The following is a 17,940-nucleotide window of genomic DNA, read 5'->3' on the forward strand; positions in this document are numbered from 1 at the left end:
GCCAGTAGTCGCTTTTCCCGCCAGCCCCCCTGCCGTCCCTGTCGCATCCTGCCGTCCCCTCCGTCCAGCCCTCCTCCAAAACGGATATCCGCCTTAAGCTGCAGTAACCCTGCGCTCCTCTGCATTAACAAAGGCTTCCGCACCCGGATGACCTGCCACCTCCAGCAGCATACGCAGGGGTACCCAGAGGGAGGAGCCTTGGAGCTGCACCTGTGCCGCCCTGTACTCTGCTGTACCGTCCGGCCAGTGAATGCCAACCTCCTGCTTCTGTGAGTCTAACGTCATGCTGCGGCCGTTCCAGCTTACAGCTGCGCTGCGGGTGTCCGCATCCCAGCCGACCCGCCCGCCCAGCCGTTCCACGGTGGCGCGTAGCGGAACATAGTACTGCCCGTCCTGGAGACGGTACTCTCCGGGCTTCAGCTTGATCTCCATCCGCCCAATCTCAAGCGCAAGCGCCTTGCCTGTTGCAAACAGCTCCGCATTCGGTGCAATATTGGCCGATATCCAATCCTGTGACGGCTTGCCCCGCTGAAGCGAGGCTGCCTTGGAGGACACCCTGAACTGTACGGGATCACTCTGCGTATCCAGAACGCCGAACTCATAACCGGCCGCTCTGTAGCGTTCAATAATGGCAGGCAGCGCCTTGGCACTCTGTTCATGGCCTGATCCGTCATGCAGCAGCAACACCACACTGGCGGAATTCAAGTCAGCCACAGATGCCTGCACAATCTCCGCAGCGGGCACTCCCCGGCGGCGGGAATCTCCGCTGTCCACAGTCCAGTCCATCACCCGGTAGCCTGCCTGCTTCAGCAGATTGAAGTATGTACTGTCGAAATGGCCGAACGTGCCGCCCGGCGCACGGACCAGTTGCGGACGGACGCCTGTGATCTCACGTACCGTTTCCTCCGTCTGTTTGATTTGACGCCAGAATTCCGTGAAGCCGCTATATAAATCATGATAGTTATGATTATAGGTATGGTTGCCGATAGCATGCCCCTGCTCCCAGATGGCATGGATCAGCTCGGGACGCCCTGCGGCCTGATCCCCCAGCACGAAGAAGGTCGCCTTAACCCCCTGCTCCTGCAATATCCTAAGCACCTTGGGAGTAACTGCGCTTGGCCCATCGTCAAAAGTCAGATAGACCACCTTCTCCTTGCGGTGACCGGCTGCTGGAGCAGCTTTCCCCGCAGCAGCAGCTACTTGGTGTATAGCGGGAGCAGGACGCTCTGCATCTGCCTTAGGGGCTGAACCGCCCGAAACATGCGGCTGCCGTGATTCTGCGGTTGTCATTCTGGCCGCTGCCGGAGGCAAATCTTGCACCGGGACAGCCGGAGCATTATTCTTAGAGAGTAGAGGTAACGCACTGCCTGCTTCAGCCTGCAGGGAGTACGTAATCCGCGAACCGGAAGAATTCCCCTGCCCTCCATAGGCTGACACACCCAGACTCAGCACAACAGCAATAACAAGCAACCCGCAGATCATGATGCGGCGGATAGGATTTTCCAGGTTGTTCTTCATCTTCTCTACCTCCAGCATTCTATTGGCGCACCCGCACCATTTGGTAGATTGTATGAAGACAAGCTTCAGAATAGAATAGGCGCGCAGCCTTTGGAGAGTGAAGAATCTATGGATATGCTGAAATGGATACAAGAATTGTTTGCGAGCTATGGTTATAGCGTATTGTTTTTCGGGCTTTTGCTCGAATTTATCGCCCTGCCTTTTCCCGGGGAGACCACGATGGCCTTCGCAGGATTTCTCTCTTTCACGGGGAGGCTGGATTTCTTCACCCTGGTGATCGTAGCCTTCTTAGGGACTACAATCGGGATGACCATTACATATTTCATCGGGCTCAAAGCCGGTCTGCCCTTTATCCAGCGGTACGGCAAATGGTTCATGTTCTCTCCGGCCAAGCTGGAAAAGACGCAGCGCTGGTTCGAGAAATACGGCAGCGTGCTGATCTCCATCGGCTATTTCATCCCCGGCGTCCGCCACTTCACCGGCTATTTTGCCGGGATTATTGCCCTGCCCTTCCGTAAATTCGCTATGTATGCCTATGGGGGAGCAATATTCTGGGTAGTGTTATTCCTTGGAATCGGCAAAATCTTCGGCCCGCAGTGGATGGGCATCTTCCACCTGATCGAATCCTATGCCCTCTGGATCGCGGTAAGCGTGCTGGCTATTGCCGCGCTGATTGTCATTTACCGTTATCGGGCTGCCATTTCTCTCCGGCTGCGCCGGCGCAAGCCAGTGGCTACGCTTGAACCCAAGGTCCAAGTGAAGGTCAAAGAGACCTCCAAGACCCGTTGACTAAAGCCTCACCTAACGTCTGAAAGAAGGTATCCCTGTGAAAATAGACCGTCTGCTCTCCATTGTCATATTGCTGCTCAACCGGCCGCTGATTCAGGCCAAGGAGCTGGCCGATATGTTCGAGGTCTCCGTGCGTACGATTTACCGCGATATAGACAGCATTAACAGCGCAGGCATCCCTGTGGTTACCTATCAGGGCGCAGGGGGCGGCATCGGCCTCATGCAGGGCTACCGGCTGGACCGCAACGTATTATCGCAACGCGAGCTGGCCGATATTTTCAGTGCGCTGCAAAGCGCCTCCTCCATCGGAGGAGAGGGCCATCAGCTATTGATGGAGAAGATCAGCAGTGTTGTCCCTCCCTCCCAGATCTCCGCCTTCCGCAGCAAAACCACCCAAATGATCGTCGATTTCTCCCCCTGGGAGCTGACAGCTCCGCTGGAGGAGCGGCTGGACCTCCTTAAAGAAGCCTTAGAGGAGGAGATCATGGTCACTTTTGAATACATAACTGCCGAAGGCAGGGTAAGCCAGCGTACGGTCGAGCCCTATACGCTGGTCCTCAAGGGACAATTCTGGTACTTATACGGGTTCTGCGAGGAGCGTCAGGATTTCCGCCTCTTCAAGCTGCTGCGGATGAAAGCGCTAGTGAAGAAGAACAGGCACTATATCCGCCAGGATATTCCGCTTACAGAGCTGCCGTGGAGTAGTAGCTGGAAGGAACCGCAGAATCTCACACCGGTCAAGCTGCGGTTCACGCCGGAAGGCAAGCATCTCGCCGAAGAATACTTCGACTGTGAGACGCTCCAGCAGGATGATACCGGCGGATACACCCTAACGCTCCAGTACCCTGAGAATGACTGGCTATACGGCTTCCTGCTAAGCTTCGGAACCGTCCTGGAGGTGCTGGGACCGGAGCACATCCGCCGCAGATTAGGCGAGGTGGCCCGCGGCGTCGCGGCGGTATATTCATCAGACTTGCCGTAGCGGCAATAAAAGCCGACCCTAAGCATTTTCAATTCGCCATCGCATGACCTCCTTTCCACCCCACCCGCATTCAAGCATGTACAATCTTTTTCCATCCGCATCCGAACCTGAATCCATGTTGTCAGGTTTGCCGGTTTATACTCTAAGGGAGAAGCCGGTTTTTGACTGGGAGACTGGGGAGGATGAAGGACAGTGGGGCAATTCCACCCTAGCTCGCAGACGCAAAAAGACGACCCGGCAACCGTTAACGGTTATATCGGATCGTCTTTTTTATACTGTATACAGGATTTATGCTCTCTGTGATTTCGTCAGGCTCGGCTGCGTCTGTCCGCCTTCCGCTTCTTCCGTCTTCAGGAAGTCGGGCTGCGGAGAGGTCTTGCGGATGAACAGCGCCAGCACCAGGGCAACAACAGTCACCCAGGTTGCTACAGTGAACGCGTGGGTAATCCCGTTAATTGTTGCGTCCTGAGTAAGCTTCAGCATCGCAGCCTTATCTGTCTTCGACACCGCACCGCTGACCAGTGCATCGGTGATGTTGCTCTTCGTACGGTTGGTCATCAGGCTGACGAACAGGGCCATCCCCAGTGCGCCGCCTACAGTACGCAGGGTGTTGGACATGGCTGTACCATGAGAAGCCAGACGCTGCGGCAGCTGGTTCAGACCGGCGGTGACGATAGGCATCATCAGCATCGACATCCCGAACATGCGGGCCGTATACGTCAGGATCAGATGAGTATAAGTGGTAGTAGTGCTGATCTGGCTGAATTCCCAGGTCGTTACAGTGGTGATGGCAAGGCCGATAACCGCCAGCCATCTGGCTCCGATTTTATCAAATATAATTCCGGTGATCGGTGACATCACGCCCATCAGAACCGCACCCGGGAGCAGCATCAGTCCGGATTCCATCGGTGTAAAGCCGCGGATGGTCTGCAGATAGATCGGCAGCAGGATCATCCCTGCATACATAGCCATAGTGACGATAATGTTGATCACGGTAGTCAGGGAGAACATGTTGTAGCGGAAAATGCGGAACTCAAGCAGCGGCTTATCCGTGGTCAGCTCACGCCATACGAACAGCCCCAGGGACACGATACCCAGGATCAGGCAGAGAATAACGGTCGTGCTACCCCAGCCGTCTGTTCCGGCATCACTGAAGCCGTAGAGCAGCCCGCCGAAGCCCAGTGTAGACAGAATCACACCCGGTTTATCCAGCTTCGGAGAAGTCAGCTTACCGACATTCTGCATAGTCTTCATGCCGAGCAGCATTGAGAAAATGGCCAGCGGAAGCACGATGTAGAACAGCACGCGCCAGGAATAGTTCTGCACGACCCAGCCGGACAAGGTAGGTCCGACAGCCGGAGCAAAAATCATCGCAACCGCCATCAGTCCCATCGCCTTGCCCCGTTCTTCAATCGGGAAGATACGCAGGAACACAATGTTCATCAGCGGCATCAGAATTCCGGCACCTACAGCCTGAATGACTCTGCCGACCATAATCATCTCAAAGCCTGTTCCTATTGCACAGACCAGTGTACCTATCGAAAATAACATCATTGCCGTCGTAAAGAGCTGGCGGGTCGTAAATTTCTCCACCAGATAGGCGCTGATCGGCACGAGCACACCATTAACCAGCATGAACCCTGTCGTCAGCCATTGGGCCGTATTGGCGAGGATATTCAGGTCTTCCATCATTTTGGGCAGCGCCACATTCATCAGCGTCTGATTGAGTAGCGCCACGAAGGCGCCGATCAGGAGCGCTGCGATAATCGGGCCTCTGCGGACCGTCTTGGACGGTGCATTACCGGCTGTAATTGTACTCATAGCTTCTTGTTGTCTCTCCCTTGTTCTAGAATTCGGATAATTTCACCATGCAGCCGCAGCAGCTCCTGTACATCCTCCGCAGGAATGTCAGCCAAGGGCTGCAAATGTCTTCGGAGTGACTGCCTGCTGAGCAGACGGATCTCCTTGCCTTTCTCAGTCATCGCCAGCTTAAATATTCGTCTGTCGCTCTGCGAGCGTTCTCTGGTAATCAGTCCGGCCTTCACCATCCGGTCCACTACACCGCTGGCTGCGCTGTTGCCCAGATGCAGAAGATCGGCCAGCTCCGTGATCCCGATATCGGGATGCAAGGATAACTTACGCAATACCATCAGCTGGGTAGATGTGATATTAAGCTCCTCTGCATCCTTCCACAGAAGCTGCTGGAAATTATGGGTAATGCAGCGGAAAGAGGACAGAATATCGTCCAGTTGCTTTTCCTTTTCTTCCAAGCCTTATCCCTCCACAAGCATAATGCACAATAATACTTCGCATGCGAACTATTTTACTATTTACCTATTTATCCGTCAATGGTTTTCTTGCAGAAATTTTCTGAAAATTACAGAAAGCGAGGATTAAACATGAATACAGAACAACGAAATCACTGGAACAGGCAGCATAAAATGTTGTCCAGGATCATCACCAAGCCGGAGGCGCATACTGAAGCAGTCGCTATCATTCTGGAGCTGCATACCTCCCTCTACGCCTCTGAAGAAGGCAACGGGGAACAGGCAACCTATGAGGATGCCTTATGGGACCAGCTGCTGGAGTCCACCGCGCGCAGCTACCCGGTGCAGACACCCGGCAGCCGTAATTCTATAATCTGGCATCTGTGGCACAGTGCACGAATAGAGGATATCACCATGAACATCCTGGGGGCAGACCGTGAGCAGGTGCTATACTCCGGTCAGTATGCCCGGAGGCTGGGGGTTCCTTACGTTCATTCAGGCAACGGAATGAGTGAACAGGATGTTGCTGTACTCAGTAGAGAGGTGAATCTCGGAGCGCTATCCGAGTACCGGCGCGATGTCGCCCGCAGAACACGTTCCATCCTATCCGCTCTGGAGCCGGGACAGCTCGGGATGAAGGCAACTCCGGCGCAGTTCGAGAGAGTCCGGGAGGAGAAAGCGGTACTCGACAGCGAGCAGTGGCTAATGGATTATTGGGGCGGCAAGACCTTTGCCGGTCAGGTACTGATGCCGGCCACCCGGCATAACTTCGTCCATCTGAACAAAGCGATGCGGGTGAAGCAGAAGCTGCAGAAGTGACTCCGGGGTATCCGGAGGATTTGACCCACGTGCTCCGCGCCTGCTTCATGTAGTCGGTTTTCCGACTACATTTGGCCCACGTGCTCCCGCCTGCTTCATGTAGTCGGTTTTCCGACTACATTTGGCCCACGTGCTCCGCGCCTGCTCCATGTAGTCGGTTTTCCGACTACATTTGGCCCACGTGCTCCGCGCCTGCTCCATGTAGTCGGTTTTTCGACTACATTTGACCCACGTGCTCCGTGCCTGCTCCATGTAGTCGGTTTTTCGACTACATTTGACCCACATGCTCCGTGCCTGCTCCATGTAGTCGGTTTTTCGACTACATTTGGCCCACGTGCTCCGCGCCTGCTCCATGTAGTCGGTTTTTCGACTACATTCTCTCCACTTGCCTCCTGCGGGCCGCATGTGTTCGGTTCTCCGCACACATGGGGGTTGAGCCCTGGAAGGCAAACAAGCGGACCGGAGTTTCCTCCGGTCCGCTCTTCATCTATTCAACCGCTGCTTATCCGCAGGCGGCTTGCTCTACCCCTGGCAGCCCACACTACCGGCCAGGACTGGCACCAGCTCTGCCAGATCGTCCGCTGACGGCTGGGTACCGGCGGCAAGGCCGCTGGCAATCGACATCATCAGCTTGATCCGGTTGGCCTGATTGACCACGCTGACTCCGGCATCATAATCAATGGCGACGATGTTCGCACCAGGATATAGATCCTTAAGCCCTTTAATCATCCCGCGCCCGGTAATATGGTTCGGCAGGCAGGCAAACGGCTGAATGCAGGCAATATTGTTCACGCCGTTATCCAATAGATCCATCATCTCCGCCGTCAGGAACCAGCCTTCGCCCATCTGGTTGCCTACCGACACGAGGCGGCTTGCCTTCTCGGCCAGACCGTAGATATTCTCCCGGCCTTTGGATAGTCCTGCCTGCTCCAGCGCTACCTTGACCGGCTTGCGGTAGATTTCGAGATAGGAGATCAGCATGGGATTGATATAGCCCAGCCGCTTGCTTTTGCCGAATTGCTCGGCCTTGTAGATCGGATTGTAGACACAATAGAAAATAAAGTCCAGGAAATCAGGCATCACGGCCTCTCCGCCCTCCGCCTCAATCATGTCAATGATATGATTGTTGGCATCCGGATGGAATTTGATCAGAATCTCCCCGACAATGCCCACCTTGGGCTTATCCGCTGAGATAACTGGCAGCCGCGAGAACCCGGCAACAATCTCACGGGTCAGCCGCTTGTATTCGCGGAACGAGAAATTTGACAGGCTGCCCTTGCAGCGTCCCATTCCCTGGCGGAATAAGGCCTCTGTGCTTCCCGGCACCGCTTCATACGGTCTGAAGCGGTGCAGCAGGCGCATCATCAGATCTCCGTAGCAGGCTGCGGCGATCAGGCGGTTCGCCAGCTTCAGGCTGATGCGGAAGCCCGGCTGATTCTCCATCCCGGAGGCATTCAGGGAGATCACCGGGATCTGCCCCAGATCGGCATCCTTCAGCGCCTTGCGCAGCAGAGAGATGTAGTTCGTCGCCCGGCAGCCGCCCCCGGTCTGGGACATGATTACAGCGGTCCGGTCCGGATCATAATCGCCGCTCTTCAGTGCCGACAGCATCTGCCCGATCGTTACAATCGCCGGATAACAGGCATCATTGTTGACGTACCGGAGGCCTTCCTCCGTCTCCTGCGGACCGGTCGATTCCAGAATTTTCAGCCGGTAGCCCGCATCCTGGAAGACCCGTTCGAACAGCTCGAAATGAATCGGCGACATCTGCGGGGCAAGGATGGTATAGGTATCCTTCATTTCTTTGGTGAACGGCACATTGACTTGCGGCTTGTAGAGCAGCTGCGGCTTAACCTCACCTCTCTCGCGCTCACGCATCGCGGCCTGGAGCGAACGCAGGCGAATCCGCGCGGCTCCGAGATTGCTGATTTCATCGATTTTGATGAGTGTATAGACCTTGTTGTGACGCTCCATAATCTCCTGAACCGCATCGCAGGTAATCGCATCGATCCCGCAGCCGAAGGAGGTGAGCTGGACCAGCTCCAGATCAGTTCTTCCCGCCGCCAGCCGGGCCGCACGGTACATCCGCGCATGGTAGGTCCACTGGTTCACTACGCCAACATCCCCTTCGCTGCGGTCCAGATGGCAGATCGAATCCTCGGTCAGCACCGCAAGTCCCATCCCGGTAATCATATCAGCAATCCCGTGGTTGATCTCAGGGTCGGCATGATACGGATGTCCGCAGAGCAGAATCCCCTTCGTGCCTGTCTCCGTGAGGAAGACCAGCGTCTCCTCGCCCTTGGTGCGCACATCGTTCTTCGCCTGCTCCGCTTCCGCCAGTCCCGCCTGGACAGCAGCCGCAATCTCCTCCTTAGGCACCTCGGCGAAGGTTCGCGCCAGCACCCGGGTCAGCGCCGGAATATCGTCGAAGGTCAGGAACGGGCTGACCAGCGGAACCCCCTGCTCCTTCAGGCCGTCCATATTATTGCGGATCACCTCGGGGTAGGAGGCAACCACCGGGCAGTTGAAGTGATTCTGCGCCGCATCATCCTCCTTCTTCTCATACACCACCGCCGGGTAAAAGATGAAGTCCACGCCCTGGCCGATCAGCTGCTGTACATGCCCGTGGGCCATTTTGGCCGGATAGCAGATCGATTCCGAAGGAATGGTATCCATTCCGCTCTCATACAGCTTCTTACTAGACTTCGGAGACAACACGGTCCGGTAGCGCAGCGAGGTGAAAAAGGTATGCCAGAACGGGTAATTCTCGAACATATTCATTGTGCGCGGAAGTCCAACCGTTCCCCGGAGCGCTGCCACTTCAGGCAAGCCCTCGTAGGCGAAGAACCGCTCATATTTGTATTGCATCAGGTTCGGCAGCGTGTTCTTCTCTTTCTTGCCGCCTGCGCCGCGTTCACAGCGGTTCCCTGTCACATGGAAGCTCTTGTCCGGGAACCGGCTGATGGTCAGCGCACAGCTGTTGGCACAGCGGCTGCAGCGGCCTGGAGCGACTGAATACTGGAAGTCCTCCAGCTCCTGCGGTCCGAGGATCGTGCTGATTCCTTCAGGGGCAGCCTGTTCTCTGGCCATCAGCGCACAGCCGTAAGCGCCCATCACGCCGGCGATATCGGGTCTGACTACCGTCCTTCCCGTCAGCAGCTCAAAAGCCCGCAGGACAGCCTCATTATAAAAGGTACCGCCCTGAACGATGATATTCCGGCCCAAATCCTCGGGATTACGGATCTTGATCACCTTTTGCAGCGCATTCTTCACCACGGAGTAAGCCAGCCCGGCCGAGAGATCGGCAAGCGTAGCCCCCTCCTTCTGGACCTGCTTCACCTTGGAATTCATGAACACGGTACAACGCGAGCCGAGATTCACCGGTGCCTTCGATTCGAGCGCCGCAGCGGCGAACTCCTCTATGCCAAGCTCCAGTGCGGAAGCGAAGCTCTCCAGGAAGGAGCCGCAGCCCGCCGAGCAGGCTTCATTGAGCATCAGGCTGTCGATCGCTCCCCCGCGGATCTTGATGCACTTCATGTCCTGGCCGCCGATATCGAGGATGAAGTCGACCTCCGGCATGAACCGGGAGGCTGCCTTGTAATGGGCCACCGTCTCTACTTCTCCGCCGTCCATCCGCAGCGCCGCCTTGACCAGACCCTCTCCATAACCGGTTGCGTAAGCTCCCGCAATGTAGCAGCCTGAGGGCAGAATCCGGTAGAGCTCCTTCAGCGCGTCCGTAACCGACTGCAGAGGATTGCCTCCATTGCTCCCGTAAAAGGTATGCAGAATCTCATCCGCCGCTCCGGTGACCACCAGCTTGGTCGTGGTAGAGCCGGCATCAATGCCCAGATAGACCGGCCCCCGGTAGGCAGCCAGCGCGGAACGCGGTGCTGTAGCCTGACTGTGACGAAGTCTGAACTGTGCCAGATCATCCGGCGCTCTGAACAGCGGCGCCAGCTCTGCATCCTCCGCGCGGTCCTGCGAGAAGTCTACAGCCATGATCCGGGCAATCCAGCCGCTCAGCGGCAGGAATACGGGATCTGACCCGGCAAGCGCCGAACCGATGGCGACGAAGTATTGCGAGTGCTCCGGGAACAGCACCTCCTCCTCCTTCAGTCCAAGCGTATCCGTGAACCGGTCCCGCAGAGCGGACAGGAAGGTCAACGGTCCCCCGAGAAAAGCAACACGCCCGCGGATCGGACGTCCGCAGGCCAAGCCGCTGATCGTCTGGTTCACGATGCTCTGGAAGATCGAGGCCGCCACATCCTCACGCCGCGCCCCTTCATTCAGCAGCGGCTGCACATCGCTCTTGGCAAATACCCCGCAGCGCGAAGCGATGGGATAGATCCGCTCATGCTTCACGGCAAGCTCATTCAGACCCGCAGGGTCCGTCTGCAGCAGAGAGGCCATCTGATCGATGAATGCCCCTGTACCGCCTGCACAGGCTGTATTCATCCGCTGCTCGATGCCGCCGCTGAGATAGATGATTTTGGCATCCTCTCCGCCCAGCTCAATCGCGGTATCACATTCTGGAATCCGTCCGCTGATCGCCCTCGTGCAGGCAATGACCTCCTGGACAAACGGAATCTCCCCGAGCTTGGACAGGGACAACCCGGAGGAGCCGCTTACGGTGAGTGCTGCTTCACTGCCGGGGAACCTCTGCTGCACCTCTGACAGCAGGGTAACTGCCGCTTTTTTTATATCACTGAAATGACGCACATAATCCTGATATATAATGATATCCCGTTCCATAACCACCAATTTGGCTGTAGTTGATCCGACGTCAAGCCCAATACGCAGTCTCTTCATGCCATCCCCCATACCTTGCTCCAAATTTGAAGTAATATGAGGCAACTATATCACGAGTAAGCCTGACTATAGCTGTTAGAAAAGTAACAGACAAATACAATTAATTACCAGCATACTTAATTATTTCACGATTTGTTCTAATGCGGCCACCACATGGCCCTTCACTCTGACTTTTCGCCACTCCGCTCTCAGAATTCCTTCCTCATCAATCAGAAAAGTAGAGCGCACAATCCCCATGAATTCCTTGCCGTAGAGCTTCTTAAGCTGCCATACCCCGAACAATTCGCTCACCGTATGCTCCTCATCGGATAATAACGGAAAGGGCAGGCTATTCTTCGCAATAAATTTGCTGTGTGAGGCCAGCGGATCGGCACTGATTCCAAGAACAACCGCCCCATTCGCGGCAATCGTATCGTGGGCATCGCGGAAATCGCAGGCCTCCTGGGTACAGGCTGGGGTACTGTCCTTAGGATAGAAGTAGAGCAGCACCTTCCTGCCGCGGTAATCATTTAAGCTGATGTTGCCCCCTGTTGAGGCTGGGAGTGTGAAGTCCGGAACCTTGTCACCTACTGTGATATTCATTTATTATTCACTCCTCTTAATGTGGTTGTTGATTTCTGAAATTGCGTGTCTTCCCAAAAGAAATTATAATGTAGAGAATGTGAACTGGAAAGGACGAACGAAATGCCACCAAGAAAGAACCGGCACGCCAAAGCCGGCAAGTCAAAGAAGAAAACGCTGCTCTGGACTCTGGCAATCATACTCCTTTTAATCATCGGAGGTCTGGTTTACTATTTCACTGCAATTTACAATCAGCTCGATAACCTCCACAAGACAGGTGAAGATTCTCCGTTCGCCAATGTTCCTACAGCCTCGGCGGAGGCGGTTAAGCCCCCTGTATGGGAAGGCACAGAGCCGGTCAATATCCTGCTCATGGGCGTGGATGCGCGCGGGGTGAAGAAGGGCGAGGTGCCGCGTTCCGACACTATGCTGGTCGCCTCACTTGATCCGGTGAAGAAGAAGTTCTATGTCTTTTCCATTCTTCGTGACACTTATGTTGACATCCCTGACCACGGTTCACAGCGGATCAATGCCGCCATTACCTATGGACCCAACACGGCGATGCAGACGGTCAGCGACCTGCTCGGTATCCCGATTCAATATTATGTCTATACCGATTTCCAGGGCTTCATGAAGCTGGTGGATGCTGTAGGCGGTGTGGATTATGAGGTCGAGAAGGATATGCGTTATACCACTAAGGCGGACGGGCCTGAGTTCGATATCGATCTCAAGAAGGGCTTCCAGCACCTGGATGGCAAAATGGCTCTGCAGTATGTGCGCTTCCGTCATGACGCGACCTCCGATTTCACCCGGACAGAGCGCCAGCGCGGCTTCCTTAAGGCTGTAGCAGATAAGGTGATCAGCACCACCTCCATAATCAAGCTGCCGACCATTCTAGGTGAGGTTACACCTTATATTGACACGAATCTTGATATTAGCGACATGTGGAAGCTCGGCGCTGTAGGCTATGATAGCTCTATGGGCGGCAGCGCGCAGATTCCGCCGATGAATCTGATCCGGGAGAAGACCCTCAAGGACGGCTCCCAGGTGATCGGGTTCAGCAGCGAGCGGGCGCTGAAGCAGTTCGTAGAGGATACGCTAACCGCACCCGAACCTTCGCCAACTCCTGGAGCAGAGGCTTCACCGGGCAGCAGCCCTTCCGCATCACCGGGAACAAAGTAAACTCCAATATAACCATGCTTGGCACACGGGGCGGGCGGACAGCGGGAATCAGCCGCGGTTCGCCCTTTCCCATGGGCGCAAGCCAAGAAGAAAGGAACATTACCTATGAACCGCAGCACATCAGAACAGTTATACGAGGAAGCTCTCCAGCATATTGTCGGAGGCGTGAACAGCCCCTCCCGCTCCTTCAAGGCCGTGGGCGGAGGCGCCCCTGTCTTCATGAAACGCGCCGGAGGCTCACGCTTTTGGGATGAGGACGGCAATGAATATATTGATTATCTGGCCGCCTATGGCCCGATTATTACCGGACATGCCCACCCTCATATCACCGCCGCTATTACTGAGGCCGCGCAGAACGGACTGCTCTACGGAACGCCAACCCGGCTTGAGATCAAGCTGGCCAAGATGCTGAAGGAAGCTATTCCCTCGATGGACAAGGTACGCTTCGTCAACTCCGGTACAGAAGCCGTCATGACGACCATCCGCGTCGCCCGCGCCTACACCAAGCGCAGCAAAATCATCAAATTCGCCGGTTGTTATCACGGCCACTCTGATCTTGTGCTTGTAGCCGCAGGTTCAGGTCCATCGACGCTGGGTATCCCGGACAGCGCAGGCGTTCCAGCCAGCATCGCCCAGGAGGTCATCACCGTTCCCTTCAATGATCTGGACGCCCTGCGTATAGCATTGGACAAATGGGGCCAGGATGTGGCTGCCGTGATGGTCGAGCCAATTGTCGGCAACTTCGGTATGGTTATGCCGGAGCCTGGCTTCCTGGAAGGCTTATGTAAGCTGACGCACGAGAACGGCTCCCTGGTTATCTATGATGAAGTCATTACCGCCTTCCGTTTCCACTATGGCTCCACACAGACCTATGCCGGTCTTGCTAATCATGAGGAGATCATTCCCGACCTGACTGCTCTTGGCAAAATCATCGGCGGCGGGCTGCCTATTGGCGCTTACGGCGGCCGCAAGCATGTCATGGAGCAGGTCGCTCCGCTCGGTCCTGCTTATCAGGCAGGCACGATGGCCGGTAACCCCGCCTCGATCTCGGCAGGGATCGCCTGCCTGGAGGTGCTTAGCGCGGAAGGCGTCTATGACGAGATGGAGCGGCTGGCCATCCGCCTGACCGAAGGACTTCAGGCGTCCGCTGACCGTCACGGTATTCCGCTGACCATCAACCGGATTCGCGGGGCATTCTCCACACATTTTTGCAGCCATCCCATTACGAATTATGAAGAGGCGCAGGATACAGACGGTGAAATGTTCGCCAGCTTCTTCCGGCATATGCTGAGCCGGGGCATCAACCTGGCCCCGTCCAAATATGAGGCCTGGTTCCTGACCACAGCTCACACGGATGCCGACATCGACCTCACCCTGGAGGCGGCAGAGGCTTCATTCGCGGCTATGGCGGCGGAGAAGTAATCGCCCAACTATAAGAATAGGCTGTCCCAAGAGTCAGATAATGACTTCCTGGGACAGCCTTTGTTTTGTTTACGTAAGATTAAGATCCATGTGAGTACCGTCCATACATGAACAACGCTGCCACCGCGAGCGGGGTCACCAGCCGTACGTCCATCAAATTCATATCCGCCGTTATCTGCCCTTCTGTTCATAAAGGCTGCGGATCTCCACATCCTGCGGAAGCTTGAACGGGTTCTGCGGATTGATCCGGTCATAGAACATCATTCCGTCCAGGTGATCCATCTCATGCTGGATGATGATCGCCTGATAGCCCTTGAATTTCTGGGTAATCACCTCACCGTTCAGATCAAAGCCCCTGACCTTCACAGATTCATAACGCGGTACGAAGCCGTGCACCGGCCGGTCCACAGACAGACAGCCCTCGCTCTCCGGCAGATAGACCATTGCCATCGAATGGCTGATAATCTTGGGATTCACCCAGGTATATTCCACATTCTTGCCATTATCGTCCTTCAAAAACATGACAAACATCCGCTTCGATATTCCGATCTGGTTAGCGGATAAGCCTACCCCTGAACGCAGCTTATACTTGGCAGACATTTCGGCATCCTGACTGTTCTTCAGGAACTGCATCATGCTCTGCAGTACACCACGGTCTTCTGCCTGCAGCGGCAGCTGTACGGGTTCCGCTACCGTACGCAGGACAGGGTCGCCTTCCCGTATGATATCCTCCATCGTGATGATGTAATCAGCATTATACTTTGTACTAGACAACTGGGTTCATCCACCTTTTCCACTACGGGACTGATTTGATGATGCTATGGTTAGATTATGCGCGATTAAGGATTAATGAAAGCTGTCCGCAGCTTGCTGCTGTAATTCACATCGAAGCCCAGTCCGGTAGCGAGCGCGGCGAGCGGAAGATAGGTTTTATCCTCTTTACCGACCTTATGCAGAAAAGCTGGAGTATCAATCGCTACATCCGCACCGTTCACCTTAATGGTCTTCGAGCCGATCGTAATAACCACCGTTCTTCCTCCGTAAATTACAGTCGCACTAGAGGTTTTGTTATCCCATTTGCCATCCGCACCCACTGCATTCAGAATATCCTTCAGCGCCAGAAAGTTCTGCCCATTCTTCAAAATGGGCTTATTGGGCGTATTCAGTTCCTTCCCCTTCACCACGATGGACATCGGCGCTGTCTCCGAAGCCATCGCCGTTACTGCCGGCGTACGGTATTCCCCCCATTGCAATTCAGCGAATACAGTGGCAATCCGTTCATATCCAAGCTGCGTAGGATGGAAGTCTGCCGCCCCGGCTCCGATGATATGAGTTAGCGATCCCTCTACCCCGGCGAACTTTGCGGCTACATGAGCTACCTTAAGCGGAGCGCCTGCCTGGTTCAGGGTAGCCGCGATATTCTCAGCCGCGATGGTGAACTGTGCAGCCGCATTCATCAGCTTGTCATACGAAGCCCCCAGGGCGATTTTCGGAGCAGGCTGATACTGGTCGGCCAGCAGAATGGTTGCCTGCGGATTCACTTCCCGGATATTCTTCAGCAGCGCTGTTACATTACTGCTGTATTCCGTCAGACGCTCCGCAAGCTGGGAAGCGAAATCGGCATCGGTCAGCGTCTTGTAATTCAAGAACAGGCTACTGACATCATTACCCCCGATGGTAATGGTAATCAGATCCGCCGCAGCGAGCTCCGTTCTAATCTGCGGGGCCAGCGCAGCAAATTGCAAGGTACGCGGATCAGACAGCCCCGGCTGAATAGCCTCCGGCGTAATTACCGCGCTGTCCTTAATCGCTCCGGTATATTGAAGGAGTCCCGCTGTCTTAAGGCCCAAGATGCCATAATTCTTAAGCTCACTTCTGCCGTGATACCAGCCCTGCTCCAGTAATCGCTCAGCGTATCCGTACGGCTTCACGGAGGGATCAGTCATCCCCGGCTCATACCCGGCAGTAATAGAATCTCCAAGTGCCACGATGCGAAAGACATCCTGCTCCGTTCCTTGCGCCACGGCTGCTGCAGCCGCAACCGCCGGACCTGCATGCACATTGATTAATACGGTGAACAACAGCAGTCCGCTAGCAGAAGCTGATATTAACCTTCTCCATGTCTTCAGCATCGTATTCCTCCTAAATTAGTATAATTCTATTCTAACATCCCTCTCTTCATCACAAAAGAGCGGTCTCCCGATAATTCGGAAAACCGCTCCTGTGGATAACAGCAGCTTATCGCTCTCCGCTGCCGGATTCTGAAGATTTCTTCGGTTCGCCAATACTGGGCGGACCGCTTGCCTGGTCTGAGCGCTTCACATATTTATCATACCGGTCGTCCAGCTCATAGGCGATTTTGCGGTAACGAAGCGTCTCTTCGACTATGGGGTCAAGTGTAGTCTGTATGCGGATCTCATACTTGGGCGAAATCTGACGGATCTCCTTGGCCTGCCGGTCCGCCTGCTCCATCTCGCCGTCCTCCAGAAGCTCGCTTAGCCTCCGCTCCAGATCTTCATTCTCATTCATAACGGTGTAAGCCCTCCTACTGCTTCTTGAAGCCTGTAGCATCTGCGGCCTGCAGGGACGTAACCAGATAATCATGAATTCGTCCATTGCTTGCGACTACATGGCGTGTGCCGATATCGTAGGGATCGCCCAGCGTATTCGTGACCTTGCCGCCGGATTCCAGCACCAGCAGCACCCCCGCTGCGCAGTCCCACGGGCTCAGTCCAACCTCCCAATACCCGTCCACTCGTCCGGCAGCAACATAAGCCAGATGCAGTGCCGCCGATCCTCCGGCACGAATGCCGCGGACCTGCGGCATAATCTGCTGCAGCCCGGCCATATTCGCCGGCTGGGCCACCACGCGGTCCGGCGGGAAGCCCATGGCGATCAGGCTGTTGCCCGGCAGAGTCTCAGCCGATACCTTCGTAGGAATCCCGTGCATGTATGCGCCCTTCCCCTTCTCGGCCACGAACATCTCGTCCCGGATCGGATCATAGATCACGCCTACCGTAAGCTCTCCCTTTACGACCAGAGCAATCGATACACAATAGAACGGGAAGCCGTGCACGAAATTAGTCGTGCCGTCTATCGGATCGACGATCCACAGATATTCATGCTCCCGAGCTTCATCCAGGGCGGCCGTCAGTGCCTCCGCACCAGGCTCAACACCCTCCTCGCCAAGGATGGCATGGTCGGGATAATGGGTCAGGATCAGCCGGCGGATCATCTGCTCCACACCCTTATCGACCTCCGTGACCAGATCCTGGGCCGATGTCTTACTGCCCAGCTCCTTCACCTGGCCTTGTCTGCTCTTGATCCATTCCCCCGCTTTGGCCGCAGCATTGATGGCTGCCGCCGTATGTCCCTTGCTTGTAACTACATAGGGCTGCCGTTCATTTCGGTTATCAGGACTTACAGGACTCATCTCTTCACTCCGCTTTCTTTGCGCATGATTGTTCTCCCGGGGACCGCTGTTTCCGCAGGATACCCTTTCTCTGCCTTAGAACATGACTGCTCAACTTTCTTTCAACGTACCTCATTTCGGCCGGTTTATCAAGTCATGACTGGTGCCGCTCACGGGCC

14 protein-coding genes are annotated in these 17,940 nt (G+C 55.4%); 5 read left to right on the forward strand and 9 right to left on the reverse strand.

The window, feature by feature from the left end:
• Window positions 1-93 precede the first annotated feature (93 nt).
• Window positions 94-1,518 carry a polysaccharide deacetylase gene (locus MHH78_RS33350; protein ID WP_341170248.1) on the reverse strand — a complete coding sequence of 475 codons (1,425 nt, stop codon included), beginning with the start codon at window positions 1,516-1,518 and terminating at the stop codon, window positions 94-96.
• A 108-nt stretch (window positions 1,519-1,626) separates the two neighbouring features.
• Here MHH78_RS33350 and MHH78_RS33355 point away from each other — a divergent pair, with 108 nt between their 5' ends.
• On the forward strand, window positions 1,627-2,307 hold the full coding sequence (locus MHH78_RS33355) for a DedA family protein (RefSeq protein WP_076084730.1): 681 nt from the start codon (window positions 1,627-1,629) through the stop codon (window positions 2,305-2,307).
• 37 nt (window positions 2,308-2,344) lie between these two features.
• A complete protein-coding gene (locus tag MHH78_RS33360) occupies window positions 2,345-3,289 on the forward strand; it encodes a helix-turn-helix transcriptional regulator (RefSeq protein ID WP_339312642.1) in 945 nt (314 codons plus the stop codon).
• 288 nt (window positions 3,290-3,577) lie between these two features.
• Here MHH78_RS33360 and MHH78_RS33365 read toward each other — a convergent pair whose 3' ends face one another.
• Together MHH78_RS33365 and MHH78_RS33370 are read right to left on the reverse strand one after the other, a co-directional pair.
• Window positions 3,578-5,110, reverse strand: coding sequence for a DHA2 family efflux MFS transporter permease subunit (locus MHH78_RS33365; protein ID WP_076084736.1), 1,533 nt, complete (start codon window positions 5,108-5,110; stop codon window positions 3,578-3,580).
• Window positions 5,107-5,559: a MarR family winged helix-turn-helix transcriptional regulator gene (locus MHH78_RS33370; RefSeq protein WP_036723807.1), complete on the reverse strand. Its 453-nt coding sequence runs from the start codon at window positions 5,557-5,559 to the stop codon at window positions 5,107-5,109. The genes MHH78_RS33365 and MHH78_RS33370 overlap by 4 nt, the downstream gene beginning before the upstream one ends.
• Window positions 5,560-5,688: 129 nt before the next feature.
• On the opposite strand from MHH78_RS33370, the gene MHH78_RS33375 reads away from it, so the two are divergent.
• A complete protein-coding gene (locus MHH78_RS33375) occupies window positions 5,689-6,375 on the forward strand; it encodes a DinB family protein (RefSeq protein WP_341170249.1) in 687 nt (228 codons plus the stop codon).
• A gap of 522 nt (window positions 6,376-6,897) precedes the next feature.
• Here the strand turns inward: MHH78_RS33375 and MHH78_RS33380 are convergent.
• Together MHH78_RS33380 and bcp are read right to left on the reverse strand one after the other, a co-directional pair.
• Window positions 6,898-11,184 (reverse strand): acyl-CoA dehydratase activase-related protein, encoded by a 4,287-nt coding sequence (locus MHH78_RS33380; RefSeq protein WP_341170250.1) that lies wholly within the window; start codon window positions 11,182-11,184, stop codon window positions 6,898-6,900.
• A 120-nt stretch (window positions 11,185-11,304) separates the two neighbouring features.
• Entirely contained in the window at window positions 11,305-11,766 is a 462-nt protein-coding gene (bcp, locus tag MHH78_RS33385; RefSeq protein WP_341170251.1) for a thioredoxin-dependent thiol peroxidase, read from the reverse strand.
• A 102-nt stretch (window positions 11,767-11,868) separates the two neighbouring features.
• On the opposite strand from bcp, the gene MHH78_RS33390 reads away from it, so the two are divergent.
• Together MHH78_RS33390 and MHH78_RS33395 are read left to right on the forward strand one after the other, a co-directional pair.
• Window positions 11,869-12,927, forward strand: a complete 1,059-nt coding sequence (locus tag MHH78_RS33390) for an LCP family protein (protein WP_076084760.1) — start codon at window positions 11,869-11,871, stop codon at window positions 12,925-12,927.
• A gap of 105 nt (window positions 12,928-13,032) precedes the next feature.
• A complete protein-coding gene (locus MHH78_RS33395; RefSeq protein WP_341170252.1) occupies window positions 13,033-14,349 on the forward strand; it encodes a glutamate-1-semialdehyde 2,1-aminomutase in 1,317 nt (438 codons plus the stop codon).
• A 171-nt stretch (window positions 14,350-14,520) separates the two neighbouring features.
• On the opposite strand, the gene def is transcribed toward MHH78_RS33395, so the two are convergent.
• From def to MHH78_RS33415, 4 genes are all read right to left on the reverse strand, one after another.
• Window positions 14,521-15,084, reverse strand: coding sequence for a peptide deformylase (gene def, locus MHH78_RS33400; protein WP_341170430.1), 564 nt, complete (start codon window positions 15,082-15,084; stop codon window positions 14,521-14,523).
• A 104-nt stretch (window positions 15,085-15,188) separates the two neighbouring features.
• On the reverse strand, window positions 15,189-16,481 hold the full coding sequence (locus MHH78_RS33405) for a stalk domain-containing protein (RefSeq protein WP_076084766.1): 1,293 nt from the start codon (window positions 16,479-16,481) through the stop codon (window positions 15,189-15,191).
• A 106-nt stretch (window positions 16,482-16,587) separates the two neighbouring features.
• Entirely contained in the window at window positions 16,588-16,878 is a 291-nt protein-coding gene (locus MHH78_RS33410) for a hypothetical protein (RefSeq protein WP_076084769.1), read from the reverse strand.
• A gap of 16 nt (window positions 16,879-16,894) precedes the next feature.
• Window positions 16,895-17,782 (reverse strand): inositol monophosphatase family protein, encoded by an 888-nt coding sequence (locus MHH78_RS33415; RefSeq protein ID WP_036723796.1) that lies wholly within the window; start codon window positions 17,780-17,782, stop codon window positions 16,895-16,897.
• Between the last annotated feature and the right edge of the window lie 158 nt (window positions 17,783-17,940).

The sequence above is a fragment of the Paenibacillus sp. FSL H3-0333 genome (genome assembly GCF_038002805.1).
Lineage (GTDB): Bacteria > Bacillota > Bacilli > Paenibacillales > Paenibacillaceae > Paenibacillus_AQ > Paenibacillus_AQ silagei.